Here is a 17,281-nt window from a genome sequence, read left to right on the forward strand (position 1 = left end):
CTCCGATCATCCAGAGGTCCTTTCAGAATCGATTTCCGCACACCACACAAGAGTCCCTTTGTACTCATGTGCGATTCCCCTGCCCACAAGGGGGAGGGAACGCTGCCGCGCACTCCAATTCGATCCTTTTGGCGCCTGAACGTTGGCAGTTTGCCGTTGTCAGCGCCGACTGGAGTCTCCCTCCCCCTTGTGGGGAGGGGTTAGGGGTGGAGGTCCGTGCCGGGCAAAGGCCGGCAATAGTGGCTTAGGCGGCTCCCTGGCGGCTGTCGATCATGGCGCGGCGCACCGAGCGGCGCCACTCGACGGCGCCGGCAAGGCCGTGCAGCACCGTCTCGGTGGTCGCCCAGTCGATGCAGCCATCGGTGATGCTCTGGCCGTAGACGAGCTGCTTGCCCGCCACCACGTCCTGCCGGCCGGCGACGAGGTTGCTCTCGATCATGACGCCGATAATGCGCTCGTCGCCCGAAGCGACCTGGCCGGCGACATCAGCCGCCACCTTGGGCTGGTTCTCGGGCTTCTTGGCTGAGTTGGCATGGCTGACATCGATCATCAGACGGGGCGCGACACCGATGCGGGCGAGTTCCGCAGAGGCAGCTTCGACGCTCGCCGCGTCATAATTCGGCTGGACGCCGCCGCGCAGAATGACGTGGCAGTCCTCGTTGCCGGTGGTCGTCGCGATGCCGCTGCGGCCGCCCTTGGTCACCGCCATGAAATGATGCGGCTGGGCGGCGGATTTCACCGCCTCGGCGGCGATCCGCAGATTGCCGTCGGTGCCGTTCTTGAAGCCGACCGGGCAGGACAGGCCCGATGCCAGCTCGCGGTGGATCTGGCTCTCGGTGGTGCGCGCGCCGATGGCACCCCAGGCGACGAGGTCGGCGATGTATTGCGGTGTGGTCATGTCGAGGAATTCGGTCGCAGCCGGCAGGCCGAGATTGTTGACGGCGGAGAGCACGTTGCGCGCCATCCGCAGCCCTTTGTCGATGTTGAAGCTGCCGTCGAGATCGGGATCGTTGATCAGGCCTTTCCAGCCGACCGTCGTTCGCGGCTTTTCGAAATAGACCCGCATCACGATCTCCAGCCGGTCCGACAGGCTTTCGCGCAGCGCTGCCAGACGGCTGGCATAGTCCACGGCGGCGACCGGATCGTGGATCGAACACGGGCCGACGATGACGAGCAGCCGATCGTCGGTGCCGTTCAAGATGGCGTGGATGGCGTTGCGTGAAGCGCTGACGGTGCGCGTCGCCGTCAGCGTGCGCGGTATCTCCCGCATCACCTGGTCGGGTGTACTCAGCTCTCGGATTTCCTTGACCCGAAGATCATCTGTGGTGGTCAACACGGCTTTCTGCTCCTGTTTGGGGAACCTGCCGGCTGAAACAAAAAAGCCGCCAGGTATGGGCGGCTGTTTGGATCTTGTTGCTGCAATCTTCAGATCGAGCGCAATCCTCCCGCCGCCAGCGAGCTCCTAAAGTACCAATACGTGGCGGTCAGGTTGATCATGAAGCTCATATAGTCGAAGCGGAAGTGTTTGTCACGTGCCCCGATGGCAACCGAGCAGCAGCCTCACAACGGCAGATCACGCGGGTTCGTCGCGCCGGCGCTCAAGGTCAAGATCGGCGCCGCGCAGCGGCGAGCCCTGCAGGAACTCAGCAAGCGTGACCTTGCGCGCGGTCTTGCGATGCCATTCCTCGGCCGAGACGACAACCACGCTTGGTTTGCCGTTTCTGGTGATCGTCTGCGGTGAAGACTGCGCGCGCGATAACCTCCGAGAGCCGGGCCTTTGCTCCGGCGACCGTCCAGTTGGTACCCTCTTTGGGTGCAGATTGCATCTCGACCTCCGTGACCATCCTGACTACATGGAATGGCGATGCGTCGGCAACAGGGCGCGGGTGACGGGCGTTTCCGCTGGACTTGCCGGCGCTATTCCGGCGCCGACCCTGCAACGCCCTGGTCATAGTCGACCAGCGATCCGGTCATGACGCCCGATTGCGGGCTCACCATGTAGCTGATCAGCCGCGCCAGCTGGTCCGGCTTCACCAACTGCCCCATCGGCTGCGCGGCTTCGGCCTTTGCCAGCCAGTCGTCCGGCGCGTCGTGCCATTTCTTCTGGACGATATCCTCACCCTCGGTGTCCATCCAGCCGGGCAGCACAGCGTTGCTGCGGATGCGATTGTGTCGATACGCGTTGGCGACATTCTTGGTCAGCGTCATCAGCGCGCCCTTGCTCGTGGAATAGGGCGTCAGGAAAGACTGCCCGCAATGCGCCGACATAGACAGCACATTGACGATCGAGCCAGGCGCCTTGCGATCGAGCAGATGCGCCACCAGGCCCTGCATCAGGAAAAACGGGCCGCGCACATTGGTGTCGAAGATCTGGTCGAAAAGCTCCTCCGAAGTCTCGACCAGCGAACCGCGCGCCGATGTGGCGGCGGCGTTGACCAGGGCGTTGACGGTGCCGAAATGCGAGATCGCGGTGGCGACCGCGCGCTTGCAGTCGGCGACCTTCGAGACGTCGGCGCTGATGAAGATGGCGTCGACACCCAGTTTCCTGAAATGGGCAACGGCCTTGTCGCCCTTCTCCTGCGAGCGGCCGATGAGCGCAAGCGCCCGGCAGCCCTCGTCGGCCAGCGCCTCGGCAACGGCAAAGCCTATGCCTTGCGCACCACCGGTGACGATGGCGCGTGTCTGTGAATTGCGATCGGCTGATGCGCTCATCGCGATGCTCCTTGTCTGGGGTCCGAAATCCGGTTCTTACTTGTCGAGGCGGACGGTCTTGCCCGATGTCGCGGACTTTAGTGCTGCGTCCGCCAGCTTCAGTGCCACGAGGCCATCCGCGCCGCTTGGCGCCGCCTTCTTGCCCGACGTCGCCGCCGCAATGAAGGCAGCGATCTCATTGGCATAGGCGTCGAGATAGCGGGTCATGAAGAAGTCGTGCAACGGCGGGCGCGTATAGCCCTTCTCGTTGGCCAGTTCGATCGACACCGGGCGCTGGTTCTCGGCCGCGATCATGCCTTTCGAGCCGTGCACCTCGATGCGCTGGTCGTAGCCATAAGTGGCGCGGCGCGAGTTGGAGATGACGGCCTGCTTGCCGGATGCGGTTTCGAGGATGACGCTGACGCTGTCGAAATCGCCGGCCTCACCGATCTTCTTGTCGACCAGCACCGAGGCATGCGCGCTGACCGCCACCGGCTCCTCGCCGAGCAGGAAGCGCGCCATGTCGAAATCATGGATGGTCATGTCGCGAAAAATGCCACCCGAGCGCTTGATGTAATCGATCGGCGGCGCACCCGGATCGCGCGAGGTGATGGTGACCATCTCGACGGTGCCGATGGCGCCGTCGTCGATCGCCTTGCGCACGGCGGCGAAATGCGGATCGAAGCGCCTGTTGAAGCCGACCATCAGCGTCGCCTTTGTCTTGTCGACCACCGCCAGGCATTTCTCGACCCGCTCGGCGTTCAAATCGATCGGCTTCTCGCAGAAAATCGCCTTGCCGGCCTTGGCGAAACGCTCGATCAGGTCGGCATGGGTATCGGTCGGCGTGCAGATGACGACGGCGTCAATGTCCTTGGATTTCTCGATGGCGTCGATTGTGCGCACTTCGGCGCCATAGGCGCTCGCCAACTCGGTCGCCGCCTTCTCGAACGCGTCGGCCACGGCAACCAGTTTGGCCTGCGGATTGGAGCCGACGGCGCGGGCGTGGACCTTGCCGATGCGGCCGGCACCGAGGAGGGCGAAGCGGAGAGTCATGGAAATTTCCTCTGGGGATGGGTTCGAGAGAGTGGTGTCTCCACCCTTCCTGTCAGGAAGGGTAGCAGGCGTATTTTTTGTTTTGGCGCAATTCCGACCGGAAAACCGTGTCACACTTTTCCCGGAATTGCTCAACGCGCCAGATTGTGCCTAAACCGGGTGATCACCCTGTTTAGGCCGCGAGCTCTGCCTCCCCGGTCTTGGCGCCGGTGATGTAGGAGACGATATCGTTTCCGTCGGTGTTCTCCTTGCGCAAATTGGCGACGATGCGGCCGCGCCGGAATACGACGATGCGGTCGCAAAGATCGAACACCTGGCGCATGTTGTGGCTGATCAGGATCAGCGGCTCGCCATTGTCCTTCAGCGTACGGACGATGTTTTCGACCTGCGCCGTCTCCTGCACGCCAAGTGCGGCCGTCGGTTCGTCCATGATGATCAGTTTTGAAGCGAAGGTCGCGGTCCGGGCGATCGCCACGCACTGGCGCTGGCCGCCCGACATATGGCGGATGGTGTTGGACAAATTGGGGATCTTCACCGCCGTGCGGACAAGTGCGGCCTCGGTCGCCTTGCGCATGTATTTGCGGTCGAGGATCGAGAACGGGCCGAGATTGAACAGCACCTTTTCGCGGCCGAGGAACAGGTTCGACGGCACGTCGAGGTCGTCGGCCAGCGCCAGGTTCTGGAACACCGTCTCGATGCCCGCCTCGCGCGCCTCGATCGGCCCGGTGAAATTCACTTCCTTGCCGTCGAACCAGATCTGGCCGCTGGTGCGCTGCTCGACACCGGTGATCTGGCGCACGAAGGTCGACTTGCCGGCGCCGTTATCACCCATGATGGCGACATGCTCGCCCTTGCGTAGTTCGAAGTTAGCGCCTTCGAGCGCATGCACGCCGCCGTAGCGCTTGGTCAGGTTTTCGGTCTTCAGGACGATGTCTGACATGATCAAGCCCTCATTGCCCGCAGGCGTTGGCGCCACTGGTCGAGAACGACAGCACCGACGATGATCACGCCCTTGACCATTTCCTGGTAGTAGGCGTCGAGGCGCAGGAAGGTAAAGCCGGAGATGATGACGCCGAAGATCAGCGAGCCTATTACCGTGCCGATGATCGAGCCGCGGCCGCCCGACAAAGAGACGCCGCCGATGACCGCCATGGCGATGGCGTCGAGTTCGTACATCACTCCCATGCCGGACTGTGCGGTGAGGTTCTTGGAGCTCAGCACCACGGCGGCGAGCGCGGCGAGCACGCCGGCGATGACGTAGACCAGGATCTTGTGGTTGGCGATCTTGATGCCGGACATGCGCGCGGCGTCCTCATTGGAGCCGATCGCGTAACAATGCTTGCCGTACCTGGTGTAGGTCATGATCAGCTGGAACAGCACCGCCAGAGACAGGAAGATGATGACAGGCATCAGGCCCTTGCCGATCGCCGCGAAACTCTCGGTGGGAAACGAGATCGGCTGGCCCTTGGACCACCATTTGGCGATGCCGCGCGCGGTCACCATCATGCCGAGCGTGGCGATGAACGGCGGAATGCGCGTGTAGGCGATCAAGGCGCCGTTGATCAGGCCGGCAAACAGGCCGCAGCCGATCGCGACCAGCACCGGCACGATCACCGGCAGGTCGGTCCAGCCCTGCGCGAGGAACATCGCCTTGGGGTTGGGATTGCCGTTGACGGTCGCCACCTGGGCAAAACTCATGGCAATCATCGCCGTCGCGCCGACGATCGAACCCGAGGACAGGTCGATGCCGCCGGTGATGATCACCTGCGTCACGCCGATGGCGATGATGCCGACGATCGACACCTGCAGGATGATGATCTGCAGCCGGGCTTCGTTGAAGATCGCGCTGACGTCGCTGCGGGTGTTGAACAGGAAGCTGTCGCCAAGAAAGAGCCGGCCGATCAATTCGAAGACGACAACAAGAATGACGAGCGCCAGGAAGACGTTGAGTTCGGCGGGCCATGCGCGCTTCTTCGCATCATAGGTGAGGCCGCCGACGCCATGAGATGTCTGTGCCATCGTTCTTTCCTCCGTCAGCCGCAGTTCTCCCCTTGCTGCCTTGCCGGCGCTGAGGGGAAGAGGAGCGGCGCAGTGAGAGCGCCGCTCCGCATGTCCGCTGCTCAGTTCTTCTTCAGGAACTTGTCGATGTTCGCCGGCGTCACCAGTTGGAAGGGGACGTAGACCTTGTGTTCGACCTTTTCGCCCTTGGAGAGCTTGAGCGCCGCATCCAGCGCACCGGCGCCCTGGCCGGCCGCGTCCTGGAACACGGTTGCGTCGAGGTCGCCCGCCTGCATGGCGGCAAGCGCGTCCTGGGTGGCGTCGACGCCGCCGACGACAACCGACTTCATGTCGATGTTGGCGGCTTTCATCGCCTGGATGGCGCCGATCGCGCTTTCGTCATTGTTGGCGATGACGCCGTCGAATGGCTTGCCGGTCGACAGCCAGTTGGTCATCAGGTTCTGCGCCTCGTCGCGGTTCCAGTTCGACGTCTGCTTGTCGATGATCTTGATGAAGTTGCAATCCGGCGTCGCGATCACCTCTTCGATATCCTTGGTGCGCTGCACGGCGGCCTGGTTGGAGAGCTCGCCCATGATCACGTAGACGTTGGCTTCCTTCTTGCCGGCTTCCTTGAACAAGCGGCAGACTTCCTTGGTCTCGAGAGTGCCGGAATCGGCCTCGTTCGAGGCGACGAAGGCCTGGTTGTCGGGCAGCGTGTCGACATTGACCGGCTCACGGTTGACGTAGACCAGCGGGATCTTGGCGGCCGCCGCGGCATCCGACATCGCCTGCGTGGCCGAGGTGTCGACCGGATTGACGATGATCGCGTCGACGCCCGAGGCGGCGAAGTTCTTGATCTGGTCGAGCTGCTTGGCAACGTCGTTCTGCGCGTCTTCGACCTGCAGCTCGACGCCGCTCATGCCCTTGGCCTGAGCGATCATGCCGTTGCGCAGCACGGTCAGGAAGTTGTCGTCGAACTTGGCCATCGACACGCCGACCTTGGCGGCCATGGCAGATGAACTCATCAGCGCCGCGAAGGCGACGCCCAAAAGCAGTTTCTTCATTGTGTTTCTCCTCCACATATTGGTGTCCGGTTTCACCGATTTATCCGGAATCCCCGATCTCCCCGGGGAATCTCTCCCACGGCCTTTTCTGTTCCGGATGGCGTTTTCCTAGGGGAACGCCAGGCTCCCAGTTTTGAAACAGATGTCCGGAACGAAAGGACCAAAATACGTAGCTGATGAAATATTTATTCCATTTCACATCGGGGCGTCAAGGGCAATTCAGCGGCCTGCGGGCCTATTTGCGCATCGCCCTGATGGATTCTATCATTTGCCTCGGCGGCTCGCGCGGCGGCAGCTAGATGTTTTCCGGCAGATAGATGTCAAAGGGCAGGAAGGTCTGGCCTGGAGCGTTGGCGGCGCCGGTTTCGATGGCATGCGCCATCAGGTCGACAAGCTCACGACATAGAGCGGCGAGCGGCGTCGAGATCACCATGGTGAGGATGTTGTCGGCGAGGGCCGCGCGCGATTCGGCGTTGATCTCGTTGCAAACGACCACCGGCATGTTCGCGGGCTTTGCTGCGCGCAGCGCCGACACCGCACCTTCCATGCCCCCGCCGGCGACGTAGCAGCCGACAAGATCCGGATAACACGCCAGAAGATCGATCATCGCATCATGGGTCACCTGGTTGGCTTCCAGATTGACCAGCGTTTCAAGCACGCTGAAGTCCGGCGCATGCTCGCGGAAGAAGGAGCGAAAGCCGATCTCGCGCAGCTCGTGGCCGTGGAAGCGGTGGCTGCCGACGAAGAGGGCGACCTTGCCGGGTTCCTTCGCTGCCTTGGAGATCATCCATGCGGCGGTGCGCCCGACCTTGCGGTTGTCGAGGCCGATATAGCCCTCCCGGATGCCGGCGGCAAAGTCGGACAGCACCGAAAAGACCGGCTGGCCTCTCGCCTTCAAGGTTTCCACGACCGCTGTCAGGGTCGGATGGTCCGGGCCGACAACGGCGATAGCCCGCGATTTTGCCGCCAGCCTGCGCATCTGGGATGCGATCTCGTCGGGAGCCAGGGAACTGGCGAAGTCGATGGTCGCAACGCCACGGAAGCGCTGCGATTGCGAGATGGCCAGTTCGAGTTCCCGCGCGAAGTCACCGTAGAAGGCATCATTGCCCCGCAGCAGCAGGAAGCCCAGCCGGTATTCCGGCAATTCCTGGCGCATGCGCTGCTTGATAAGTCCGGCGGCGTGATAGCCGATATCGGTAGCGGCCTCGTAGACGCGGCGCGCGGTCTCCTCGCGCACCGGCAGCCGGTTGTTCAGCACGCGGTCGACGGTGGCGACACTGACGCCCGAGACGCGCGCCAGATCGGTGATGGTGGGCCGTTTCGCCATGCTTGCCTCATTGGATCGCCTGAGGCTTCCTACACCATTCTGATGGGAAATGATAGAAACTATCTTTATGATGTTGAGTCTATCATGATCTGGCACTATTTTTCAGGCTCGAAGCCAAATGGATTTCGGGCATTCGTTCCGACGAGTGCCTCGCCGAGGGAGGCAACCATGCATGCTGCGCCGTCCCGGCGTGACTACAGCCTGATCGGCCGCGACGCCAAGCTCGCCGTCGAGACAGGCCTGTCGGCGGCCGAATGGTATCACACCGAGATTCCGCGCAAGCAGATAAAGGAGCTGATGCAGCGCTCCGACGGGCCGGCGATCCGCGATACCATCATCTGGCTCGCTGCCCTGATCGTCAGCGGCGCCGGCGGTGCCTGGTTCTGGGGCACATGGTGGTGCGTGCCGTTCTTCTTCGTCTACGGCGTTCTCTACGGCTCCTCGACGGATTCACGCTGGCACGAGTGCGGCCATGGCACCGCGTTCCGGACGCAGTGGATGAATGATGCGGTCTATCAGATCGCCTGCTTCATGATCATGCGCAATCCGGTGACCTGGCGATGGAGCCACACGCGCCATCATACCGACACCATCATCGTCGGCCGCGATCCGGAAATCTCGGTCATGCGACCGCCGGACCTGGTCCGCGTCGTCCTGGGGTTCGTCGGTGTGCTCGACGCCTGGCATGCGATGAGCGACATGCTGCGCAACGCCGCCGGCAACATCAGCGCCGCGGAAAAGACCTTCATTCCCGAGCAGGAGCAGTCAAGGGCGATCCGCGTCGCCCGTATCTGGACGGCGATCTATGCCACGACCATTGTGTTGGCGCTCTACACCGGCTCGTTTCTGCCGCTGATGCTGATCGGCCTGCCCAGGCTCTATGGGGCCTGGCATCACGTCATGGTCGGCCTTCTGCAGCATGGCGGCCTGGCCGACAATGTCACCGACCACCGGCTCAACAGCCGCACCGTCTACATGAACCCGATCAGCCGCTTCATCTACTGGAACATGAACTACCATGTCGAGCATCACATGTTCCCGATGGTGCCCTATCATGCGCTGCCGAAGCTGCACGAACTGATCAAGCACGATCTGCCGGCGCCGACACCGTCGATCCTGGCCGGCTACCGCGAGATGATCCCGGTCTTCCTGCGCCAATTGCGCAACGAGGACTATTTCCTCAAGCGCGAGCTGCCGCCGACCGCCAGGCCATACCGCGAGGAATTCCACAACGATGCCGTCGCGGCTGCTGCGGAATGATCGCTCGGTCGTCCGGATTTCCAGGCGAGCCCCGATTGTTGAGGAGGAATCTATGAGCGACTGGGTCGAGGCCTGTGACACCGGCGATATCGATGAGGAGGATGTGATGCGCTTCGATCATGGCGGACGCACCTTCGCCATCTATCGCAGCCCAGATGATGAGTTCTTCGCCACTGACGGCCTCTGCACGCATGAAAAGGTGCATCTGGCCGACGGGTTGGTGATGGACGAAATCATCGAATGCCCCAAGCACAATGGCCGCTTCAATTACAAGACGGGTGACGCCCGCGGCGCGCCGGTCTGCGTCAACCTGAAAACCTATCCGGTCAAGGTCGATGCCGGCAAAGTCCTGATCCAGGTCGGATGACCGATATGGCGCGGGGAATGGTCATCATCGGCGCCGGCGAATGCGGTGGGCGAGCAGCGTTGGCACTGCGCGATCTCGGTTATGAGGGGCCTGTGACGCTGGTCGGCGACGAGCCGCATCTGCCCTACGAACGCCCGCCGCTGTCCAAGGACGCCATGGTCAGCGATACGCCCGAGATCAAGGCAATCGCCAGCGATGCAATTCTGGCCGAGAAGTCGATCCGGCATATCCATTCCGTCCAGGCAGTCGCGATCGATCGCGCCGCGCATGCGGTTCGCCTGTCGGACGGCTCAGTCCTGCCCTATGACAAGCTCCTGCTGGCAACCGGTTCGACGCCGCGCAAGCTGCCGATGCCGGGATTGGGTTCGCGCTGCGTTTATCTCCGCACCTTCGCCGATGCACTCGCCATTCGCGCGCATCTCAAGGCCGGCAATCGTATCGCCATCATCGGCGGCGGCTTCATCGGCCTCGAACTCGCCGCCGCGGCGCGCAAGCTCGCAGCGTCGGTTACCGTCATCGAGGCGCAGCCGCGCATCCTGATGCGCGGCGTGCCGGCCGAAATCGCCGAGATCATCCATGAGGCGCATGTCGCCGAAGGCGTGAAGATCCTGTGCGGGACCGGCATCGCGTCCATCGCCGACGATGGCAACGAGGTGCGCATCACGGTTGCCGATGGACAGGAGATATCAGCCGACCTCGCCGTCATCGGCATCGGCGCCGTGCCGGTGACCGGGCTTGCGGCCGAAGCCGGCTTGGCGATCGACAACGGTATCGCTGTCGATGCCGAGCTGCGCAGCAATGATCCCGACATCTTTGCCGCCGGCGATTGCTGCTCGTTTCCGCTTGCCGTCTATGGCGGCCGCCGCGTCCGGCTGGAAGCCTGGCGCAACGCCCAGGAACAAGGCGCGCTGGCGGCCAGGAACATGCTGGGTGCCGGCGAGGCGCATGCGGCGGTGCCGTGGTTCTGGTCGGATCAGTACGGCCTGAGCCTGCAGATCGCAGGCCTCTCCGACGAGGGCCGCAGCACGGTGCGCCGTGATGTCGGCGATGGCGCCTTCATCCTCTTCCATTTGGCCGAAGATGACAGGCTGGTGGCGGCCAGTGGCATCGGCCCCGGCAATGCGGTCGCTCGCGACATCAGGCTGGCCGAAATGCTGATCGGCAAGCAGGCGAAACCGGCATCGCAAGCGCTTGGTTCGCAATCCGTCAAGCTGAAGTCATTGCTGGCGGCGTGAGCTTGCGAAGGCGAAGACAGTCAGGAATGGAGGGCTGAGGCTCTCTAGAACAGCGCCTTCAGCTCCGGCAGCTTGTCGTTGACCAGCCAGCCGTAGTAATTCTCCTCCGGCAGCTTCTCCGGCTCTCCAGCAGCACGGCGCCTGTCGTTCTCCGCCTTCAGCGCATGCGCGCGCTGCTCCGGATTGCCGACATTGTAGAGCGTGGCGGTCAGCCCCGGATTGCCCGAAATATCGAAGCCGGCAATGCTCTTGTAGGCATCGATCGATTTCCTGATCGTCGCGGCGACGTAAGGCAGCGTCAGGTCTGGATCCATGATGGTCTTGTAGACCGAGTTGGGATCGGCGACATCGAGCTCCGGCAGGCCGGAAACCCTGTGCACCAGGTCGCTCATCTGCAGGGCGGTCAGCGGATTGAGCTGGCCGAGGCCGAAGGTCTGGCCGGCATAATAGGGCTGGAAGAAGGTTGCTCCGAAGCGGTCGTCTGGAAAGCTTGTCCCGCCAACGCTCTTGCCGCGAAACGAATGGTTCCACACCTGCTCACGGCATTCCCACAGATCATAGCTGTCCGAGACGCCGGCGCATTTCTTGAATTCCGGCCGCTGCACGAAATCAGTGACGTCCTCGCCGTCATAAGCGAAGGACAGCTTGCTCGACAGGTAAGAGATCGCCTTGACGTAATAAGTCTGCAGCCGGTCGTAGGCGTCGACATTGTAGGTGTGCTCGCCGACGATGGCGCCGACGATGTGCATAGGATCAATGCCGTAGGTGGCTGCTGCCTTCTTGATCTTACCGCGCAGGTCGGCGTCGTTCTGCAGCAGGGCGTAGACCTTGCGGTACTTCGCCTGGAAGGTGGTGTTGGTCGCCTGCGTGCGCCGGCTTGAAGCGCCGGGAATGTCCGGCTGTACGGCATTACGGTTTCCCGCCGGCACCAATGTCGCCGCTTCAGTGGCGAACAGCGTCGCCGCCAGCGTCAAGCCGAGAATGAGCAGGATCAGTTTTTTCATGCGCCGCCGCCCAAGCAATTCCAGGAAAAGTGTGAAACGGTTTTCCGCCCGGAATTGCGTCAACCAAGAGATCGAGAATGCCGCGCAAACTAGGCAAAGCTCTTGATCGAGTCGAGAGCACCCCTTCGCCCAGCACTACGAAAGATGGCCAGATGGTACCATCTGGCCACACCCCAAACTATTTGCCGGAACCGTGTCGTCCGGACCGGCGCCGGAATGACCCCGGCGCCGTCGTTTAAAGGATGAATCGCGACAAATCTGTGTTTCGCGACAGATCGCCGACATGCTTTTCCACATAGGCGGCGTCGATTGTGACGCTGGTGCCGTTGCGGTCCGGCGCGTCATAGGAGATTTCATCCAGCACCCGCTCCATCACCGTCTGCAGCCGCCTTGCGCCGATGTTCTCGACGCTGGCGTTGAGGTCGACGGCGATGCCGGCCAGCGAATCGATGGCGTCGTCGGTGAAGGTCAGGTCGACGCCTTCGGTCTTCATCAGCGCGATATACTGCTTGATCAGGCTGGCCTCGGTCTCGGTCAGGATGCGGACGAAATCGTCCTTCTCCAGCGCGCGCAGCTCGACGCGGATCGGCAGTCGGCCCTGCAATTCCGGCAAAAGGTCGGACGGCTTGGAAACGTGGAACGCACCGGAGGCGATGAACAGGATGTGGTCGGTCTTCAACGGTCCGTATTTGGTCGCCACCGTCGTGCCCTCGATCAGCGGCAGCAGGTCCCGCTGCACGCCTTCGCGAGAAACGCCCGCGCCCATGCCGCCTTCACGCGACGCGATCTTGTCGATCTCGTCGAGGAAGACGATGCCGTCATTCTCCGTAGCGTCGAGCGCCCGGCGCACCACCTCGTCCTGGTCGAGCAGCTTGTCGGACTCATCGTTGACCAGCAGCTCGTAGGATTCCTTGACCGTCGTCTTGCGCGACTTGGTCTTCTTGCCGCCCATTGCCTTCGACAGCATGTCGTTGATGTTGAGCACGCCGATATTGGCGCCCGGCATGCCGGGAATCTCGAAGCCGGGCATGCCGCCAGTGCCGGTGTCGGCGACTTCGATCTCGATCTCCTTGTCATCGAGCTCACCGTCGCGCAGCTTCTTGCGGAAGCTATCGCGGGTGGCCGGGCTCGCCGTCTTGCCGACTAGCGATTCCAGCACGCGTTCCTCGGCATTGATATGGGCGCGCGCCTTGACGTCCTCGCGCATCTTCTCGCGCACCAGGCCGATGGCGATCTCGACCAGGTCGCGGATGATCTGCTCGACGTCGCGGCCGACATAACCGACTTCGGTGAATTTGGTCGCCTCGACCTTGACGAAAGGCGCACCGGCCAGCCGCGCCAGGCGGCGCGAAATCTCGGTCTTGCCGACGCCCGTCGGCCCGATCATCAGGATGTTCTTCGGCATCACCTCCTCGCGCATCTGGCCTTCCAGCTGCTGGCGGCGCCAGCGGTTGCGCAAGGCGATGGCCACGGCGCGCTTGGCGTCCTTCTGGCCGATGATGAAGCGGTCGAGTTCGGAAACGATTTCGCGAGGAGAAAATGTAGTCATATCATTAAATTCCACTTTGCCACTGCTTGATGGCCTCTAACGGATGCAGCAGCATGATCACGTTGAGTGTCAGATTGTCCCGGATCAGATAACCGGTACCCAATTCGAAAACGACGGCGAGACTGACGATCACCCATATAGGTAGGGTTCGCGCCATCACAAATCCCAGCACCATGGCCAGTGTGTCGGACACCGAATTGATGATGCTGTCGCCGTAATAGTCGAGCGAGATGGTGCCGGCGCGGTAGCGGTCGATGATGAAAGGGCTGTTCTCGACCAGCTCCCAGCCGCCTTCGATGAGGACGGCGAATGCCAGCCTCAGTCCGATCGGTGAGCGCGGAAACAGGAATCGCGCCAAGGCATAGAACAGGAAGCCGTGGATGAAATGCGATGGCGTGTACCAGTCGGAAATATGCTGGGAATTCTCCGAACTCTGCACGACGCCATGCCAGAGCTTGACGTAGCCGCAGGTGCAGATCGGTGTCCGTCCCATCAAATAGAGCGTGACAGCCTGGACGATGATCAGCCCGAGCACGATGAGAACCCCCATCCGCCAGCTGTTTTCGTAGGCCGAGAGGTTTTTGTCCTCGCCGGATGCTTTCATGCCCTCATTCCCCCTCATGCCCGTCGTGCTCTTCGGTCATCACAGCCCGCTACGCCTTCAGCGGCGGCAGCCAGCGGATTACGGCCGCCGGCAAAGTGGGCTTGACGACAATTCGCCGGATACGCTGCCAGCCCGCCCCGAAAAGGATGATCAACGCGCCGACAACGACCAAGATCAAGGCAAAAGGTGGAATGCCAGTCGAATGGGAGGCGGAGTTGACCAGATAGTAGATGCCCAGCGAGCCGAAATAGGCCAATGTGGGAACCAACAGCGAACGGCGATCTATGGCGAGCGCAACATAAACGAAGCCAAGGATCAGGATCGTCAGCATGATGGTCGCATTGGCGTCGGGCGCGATATGTCCGAATGCGACGTTCTGGCCAGTTGCCATGATAAAGAGCGGATGCACCAGCATGGGCGCCGATACGACATGCAGCCAGAACGCACAATCGGACCAGATCTTGCGTCGATCCCGGTCGTGGATGTCGAAAGCCACGGCCGTCGAGAATACGATCAGGCCGCAGATCAGCGGCATGTAGAGTGCCGCGCGGAGTAATTCGGGAACATCCTCGAGGCTTGGCCAACCGCGCCTGTCGTCACGCCGTCGTACAGGACTATCGCCGTTTGCAGGAAAGCAAGTAGGGTGAAGGCGATGGCGATGACCCCGGCAAGGACGGGGACGCGAAAGCGCCAGAAATAGATCGCCGCCGCCGCTATTCCCCCGCCGAGAAACAGGTATCCGGCCCGGGAAGCCGTCTGGCGCAACGCCAATAGCTGCCAGATGGTCTCCGGCATGCGGATGTCAAAGCTGGCCTCAACCCGCAGTGCCAGCGCGACCAGGATGGCGACCGTGAAGATCAGGGCAAGCACGGAAGAAGACAATTTCATCCGATGCTGACGCGTGACAATTTCGGCGAGCGCCCAGGCGAAAACCGCAAGAATGCCCGCAATCCAGAACGTCTGACCAGGAAGCATGGTGATGAGGACGAAGAAGATACCGGCGTTGAGCAGAACAGTCCCCACGGTGATGAAGAGATCATTGCCGCCGCCGACCAGTCGCAGGTTTTCCTCGTCACCCTCATCATTGACGTGCTGGGCCTCAGCCGCGACCGAGCGTTCCATGGCCTCAAGTTGATCCCGCAGCGTCTGCGAAATCAGACCCGAGGCGATTGCCTTGTCGAGTGTTTCCGCGCGGATCAATCGGGCTCCTGTGGCGCGTCGCGCGCCATCATCAATGCTGGCCCGTATTCCGATATTCTGGTGTCAAAGGCAACAAAGCCAGCCTTTTCATAAGCGCGGATAGCCCGCCCGTTGGCGGGACCCGGGTCTATGATGACGCGCGGCACGCCTTCCTCTAACAGCTGTTCGACGAACTGGCGCACGATTGCCGAGCCATGGCCGAGCCCGACCAGCTCCGGCCGGCCGATCGACAGGTCGATGCCGAGCGTTCCGTATGGCTGGTCGGCATAGGGGTGGTCGTCTTCCAGATGCGGGTCGTAGCTCTGCAGATAGGCGATCGGCTTGCCGTGGAGTTCGACAATCAGCGGCTCGACGGAGATCGAGTCGATATGATCGCGAATCTCGGCGATTTCCGTTTCGGGATCGTCCCACCACTCTGCCACATGCGGCTCGGCGAGCCAGCAGGCGATCATCGGCAGGTCTTTCTCGGTCACCGGCCGAAAATCATATCTATCTTCTTGTTCAACCATGATCTTTCCCGAAAACCGGTTTCCACTTTTCGGGATCATGGTCGGCGGCCGGGTCAGCCGGCATCGAGCGTTTCGATGACGAAATTGTTGTTGGTGTAGACGCAGATATCGGATGCGATCTGCATCGCCTTGCGGGCGATCTCCTCGGCGTCCTTGTCGCTGTCCATCAGGGCGCGCGCCGCGGCCAGCGCGAAATTGCCGCCAGAACCGATGGCCATGACGCCATGTTCGGGCTCGAGCACGTCGCCGGTGCCGGTCAGCGCCAGCGAGACCGACTTGTCGGCAACCAGCATCATCGCTTCCAGCCGGCGCAGATAGCGGTCGGTGCGCCAGTCCTTGGCGAGTTCGACGCAGGCGCGCGTCAGCTGGTCGGGATATTGTTCGAGCTTGGCTTCGAGCCGCTCCAGAAGGGTGAAGGCGTCCGCCGTGGCGCCGGCAAAACCGGCGATCACATTGCCGCTCTTGCCGATGCGGCGCACCTTTTTGGCGTTGCCCTTCATGATAGTCTGGCCAAGGCTGACCTGGCCGTCGCCGGCGATCACCACCTTGTTGCCTTTGCGCACCGTCACGATGGTCGTGGCGTGCATGGTCAGTTCGTTCGACATTTTCCGGCTCCGAGCAGCGCTATCCCAAAAGGCGATTGGCGCGGTACGAGTGACTTGATCGGCCATATGTATGCATGGGCCCGATGATTGCAAACCGCTCGATACCGACCCGGATGGCAACTGGCAATCGCCGGATCATGCTGCTAGAAGGCTCTCGTTTTCAAGCGGTGAAGGGCTTGGAACACGTGAAAACCCTGGGACAAGGACAAGGTCATGTCGCCCCGCTCCGCCGAAGCCAGCCGCAAGACCAAGGAAACCGACATCGCGGTATCGGTCCATGTCGACGGCTCGGGCAAGTCGGACATTTCGACGGGCGTCGGCTTCTTCGACCATATGCTGGACCAGCTTTCCCGCCACTCGCTGATCGACATGACGGTCAAGGCCAAGGGCGACCTGCACATCGACGACCACCACACGGTCGAGGACACCGGCATCGCACTCGGCCAGGCGCTGGCCAAGGCGCTCGGCGAACGGCGCGGCATCATGCGCTATGCATCGATCGACCTTGCCATGGACGAGACGCTGACGCGTGCCGCGATCGACGTGTCCGGCCGTCCGTTCCTGGTCTGGAACGTTTCCTTCTCGTCGCCGAAGATCGGCACCTTCGACACCGAACTGGTGCGCGAGTTCTTCCAGGCGCTGGCGCAGAATGCGGGCATCACGCTGCATGTCACCAACCATTATGGCGCCAACAACCACCATATCGCTGAGACTTGCTTCAAGGCGGTGGCGCGTGCGCTGCGCATGGCACTTGAACGCGACCCGCGCCAGCCTGACGCGGTACCCTCCACCAAGGGATCTTTGAAGGGATAGCG

The 17,281-nt window shown here is 62.0% G+C and carries 18 protein-coding genes and 1 pseudogene; 4 read left to right on the forward strand and 15 right to left on the reverse strand.

The window, feature by feature from the left end; all coding sequences use genetic code 11:
- Positions 1-244 precede the first annotated feature (244 nt).
- The 8 genes and pseudogenes from NKJ89_RS13690 to NKJ89_RS13725 all read right to left on the reverse strand — a co-directional run bounded on the left by NKJ89_RS13690 (position 245) and on the right by NKJ89_RS13725 (position 8,133).
- On the reverse strand, positions 245-1,336 hold the full coding sequence (locus tag NKJ89_RS13690; RefSeq protein WP_352603085.1) for a 3-deoxy-7-phosphoheptulonate synthase: 1,092 nt from the start codon (positions 1,334-1,336) through the stop codon (positions 245-247).
- A gap of 237 nt (positions 1,337-1,573) precedes the next feature.
- A pseudogene (locus NKJ89_RS13695) lies at positions 1,574-1,826 on the reverse strand (type II toxin-antitoxin system prevent-host-death family antitoxin).
- A gap of 91 nt (positions 1,827-1,917) precedes the next feature.
- Positions 1,918-2,712 (reverse strand): SDR family oxidoreductase, encoded by a 795-nt coding sequence (locus tag NKJ89_RS13700; RefSeq protein WP_352603087.1) that lies wholly within the window; start codon positions 2,710-2,712, stop codon positions 1,918-1,920.
- Between the two features lie 36 nt (positions 2,713-2,748).
- A complete protein-coding gene (gene iolG / locus NKJ89_RS13705; protein WP_352603089.1) occupies positions 2,749-3,744 on the reverse strand; it encodes an inositol 2-dehydrogenase in 996 nt (331 codons plus the stop codon).
- A 172-nt stretch (positions 3,745-3,916) separates the two neighbouring features.
- Positions 3,917-4,684 carry an ATP-binding cassette domain-containing protein gene (locus NKJ89_RS13710; RefSeq protein WP_023761106.1) on the reverse strand — a complete coding sequence of 256 codons (768 nt, stop codon included), beginning with the start codon at positions 4,682-4,684 and terminating at the stop codon, positions 3,917-3,919.
- 2 nt (positions 4,685-4,686) lie between these two features.
- The gene (locus NKJ89_RS13715; RefSeq protein ID WP_352603091.1) at positions 4,687-5,763 is read right to left on the reverse strand and encodes an ABC transporter permease; all 1,077 of its coding nucleotides are present in this window, start codon (positions 5,761-5,763) and stop codon (positions 4,687-4,689) included.
- Positions 5,764-5,864: 101 nt separating this feature from the next.
- A complete protein-coding gene (locus tag NKJ89_RS13720) occupies positions 5,865-6,806 on the reverse strand; it encodes a sugar ABC transporter substrate-binding protein (protein ID WP_023761108.1) in 942 nt (313 codons plus the stop codon).
- 295 nt (positions 6,807-7,101) lie between these two features.
- Complete coding sequence (locus tag NKJ89_RS13725; protein ID WP_023761110.1) at positions 7,102-8,133, reverse strand: LacI family DNA-binding transcriptional regulator; 1,032 nt, start codon at positions 8,131-8,133, stop codon at positions 7,102-7,104.
- A 168-nt stretch (positions 8,134-8,301) separates the two neighbouring features.
- On the opposite strand from NKJ89_RS13725, the gene NKJ89_RS13730 reads away from it, so the two are divergent.
- The 3 genes from NKJ89_RS13730 to NKJ89_RS13740 are packed head-to-tail and all read left to right on the forward strand — an operon-like array spanning position 8,302 to position 10,995.
- Complete coding sequence (locus NKJ89_RS13730) at positions 8,302-9,393, forward strand: fatty acid desaturase family protein (RefSeq protein ID WP_352603093.1); 1,092 nt, start codon at positions 8,302-8,304, stop codon at positions 9,391-9,393.
- Between the two features lie 52 nt (positions 9,394-9,445).
- Entirely contained in the window at positions 9,446-9,760 is a 315-nt protein-coding gene (locus tag NKJ89_RS13735) for a MocE family 2Fe-2S type ferredoxin (protein WP_352603095.1), read from the forward strand.
- Positions 9,757-10,995, forward strand: a complete 1,239-nt coding sequence (locus NKJ89_RS13740; protein ID WP_352603097.1) for an NAD(P)/FAD-dependent oxidoreductase — start codon at positions 9,757-9,759, stop codon at positions 10,993-10,995. Before NKJ89_RS13735 ends, NKJ89_RS13740 begins: the two co-directional genes overlap by 4 nt.
- Positions 10,996-11,039: 44 nt before the next feature.
- Here the strand turns inward: NKJ89_RS13740 and NKJ89_RS13745 are convergent, their stop codons facing one another.
- The 7 genes from NKJ89_RS13745 to hslV all read right to left on the reverse strand — a co-directional run bounded on the left by NKJ89_RS13745 (position 11,040) and on the right by hslV (position 16,466).
- Positions 11,040-11,999 (reverse strand): DUF1402 family protein, encoded by a 960-nt coding sequence (locus NKJ89_RS13745; RefSeq protein WP_502904129.1) that lies wholly within the window; start codon positions 11,997-11,999, stop codon positions 11,040-11,042.
- Positions 12,000-12,234: 235 nt separating this feature from the next.
- Entirely contained in the window at positions 12,235-13,548 is a 1,314-nt protein-coding gene (gene hslU / locus NKJ89_RS13750; RefSeq protein WP_352603099.1) for an ATP-dependent protease ATPase subunit HslU, read from the reverse strand.
- A gap of 4 nt (positions 13,549-13,552) precedes the next feature.
- Positions 13,553-14,152, reverse strand: coding sequence for a DUF2585 domain-containing protein (locus tag NKJ89_RS13755; RefSeq protein ID WP_352603101.1), 600 nt, complete (start codon positions 14,150-14,152; stop codon positions 13,553-13,555).
- Positions 14,153-14,201: 49 nt separating this feature from the next.
- Positions 14,202-14,687, reverse strand: coding sequence for a hypothetical protein (locus tag NKJ89_RS13760; RefSeq protein ID WP_352603103.1), 486 nt, complete (start codon positions 14,685-14,687; stop codon positions 14,202-14,204).
- Positions 14,678-15,352 carry a hypothetical protein gene (locus NKJ89_RS13765; RefSeq protein WP_352603105.1) on the reverse strand — a complete coding sequence of 225 codons (675 nt, stop codon included), beginning with the start codon at positions 15,350-15,352 and terminating at the stop codon, positions 14,678-14,680. The genes NKJ89_RS13760 and NKJ89_RS13765 overlap by 10 nt, the downstream gene beginning before the upstream one ends.
- Positions 15,349-15,861 carry a GNAT family N-acetyltransferase gene (locus tag NKJ89_RS13770; RefSeq protein WP_352603107.1) on the reverse strand — a complete coding sequence of 171 codons (513 nt, stop codon included), beginning with the start codon at positions 15,859-15,861 and terminating at the stop codon, positions 15,349-15,351. Before NKJ89_RS13770 ends, NKJ89_RS13765 begins: the two co-directional genes overlap by 4 nt.
- A gap of 53 nt (positions 15,862-15,914) precedes the next feature.
- Entirely contained in the window at positions 15,915-16,466 is a 552-nt protein-coding gene (gene hslV / locus NKJ89_RS13775; RefSeq protein WP_023761119.1) for an ATP-dependent protease subunit HslV, read from the reverse strand.
- Between the two features lie 213 nt (positions 16,467-16,679).
- Between hslV and hisB the strand changes: the two genes are divergently transcribed.
- Positions 16,680-17,279 carry an imidazoleglycerol-phosphate dehydratase HisB gene (gene hisB / locus NKJ89_RS13780; RefSeq protein ID WP_352603109.1) on the forward strand — a complete coding sequence of 200 codons (600 nt, stop codon included), beginning with the start codon at positions 16,680-16,682 and terminating at the stop codon, positions 17,277-17,279.
- The last annotated feature ends 2 nt before the right edge of the window (positions 17,280-17,281 follow it).

The sequence above is a fragment of the Mesorhizobium sp. M0047 genome, from assembly GCF_040323315.1.
Lineage (GTDB): Bacteria > Pseudomonadota > Alphaproteobacteria > Rhizobiales > Rhizobiaceae > Mesorhizobium.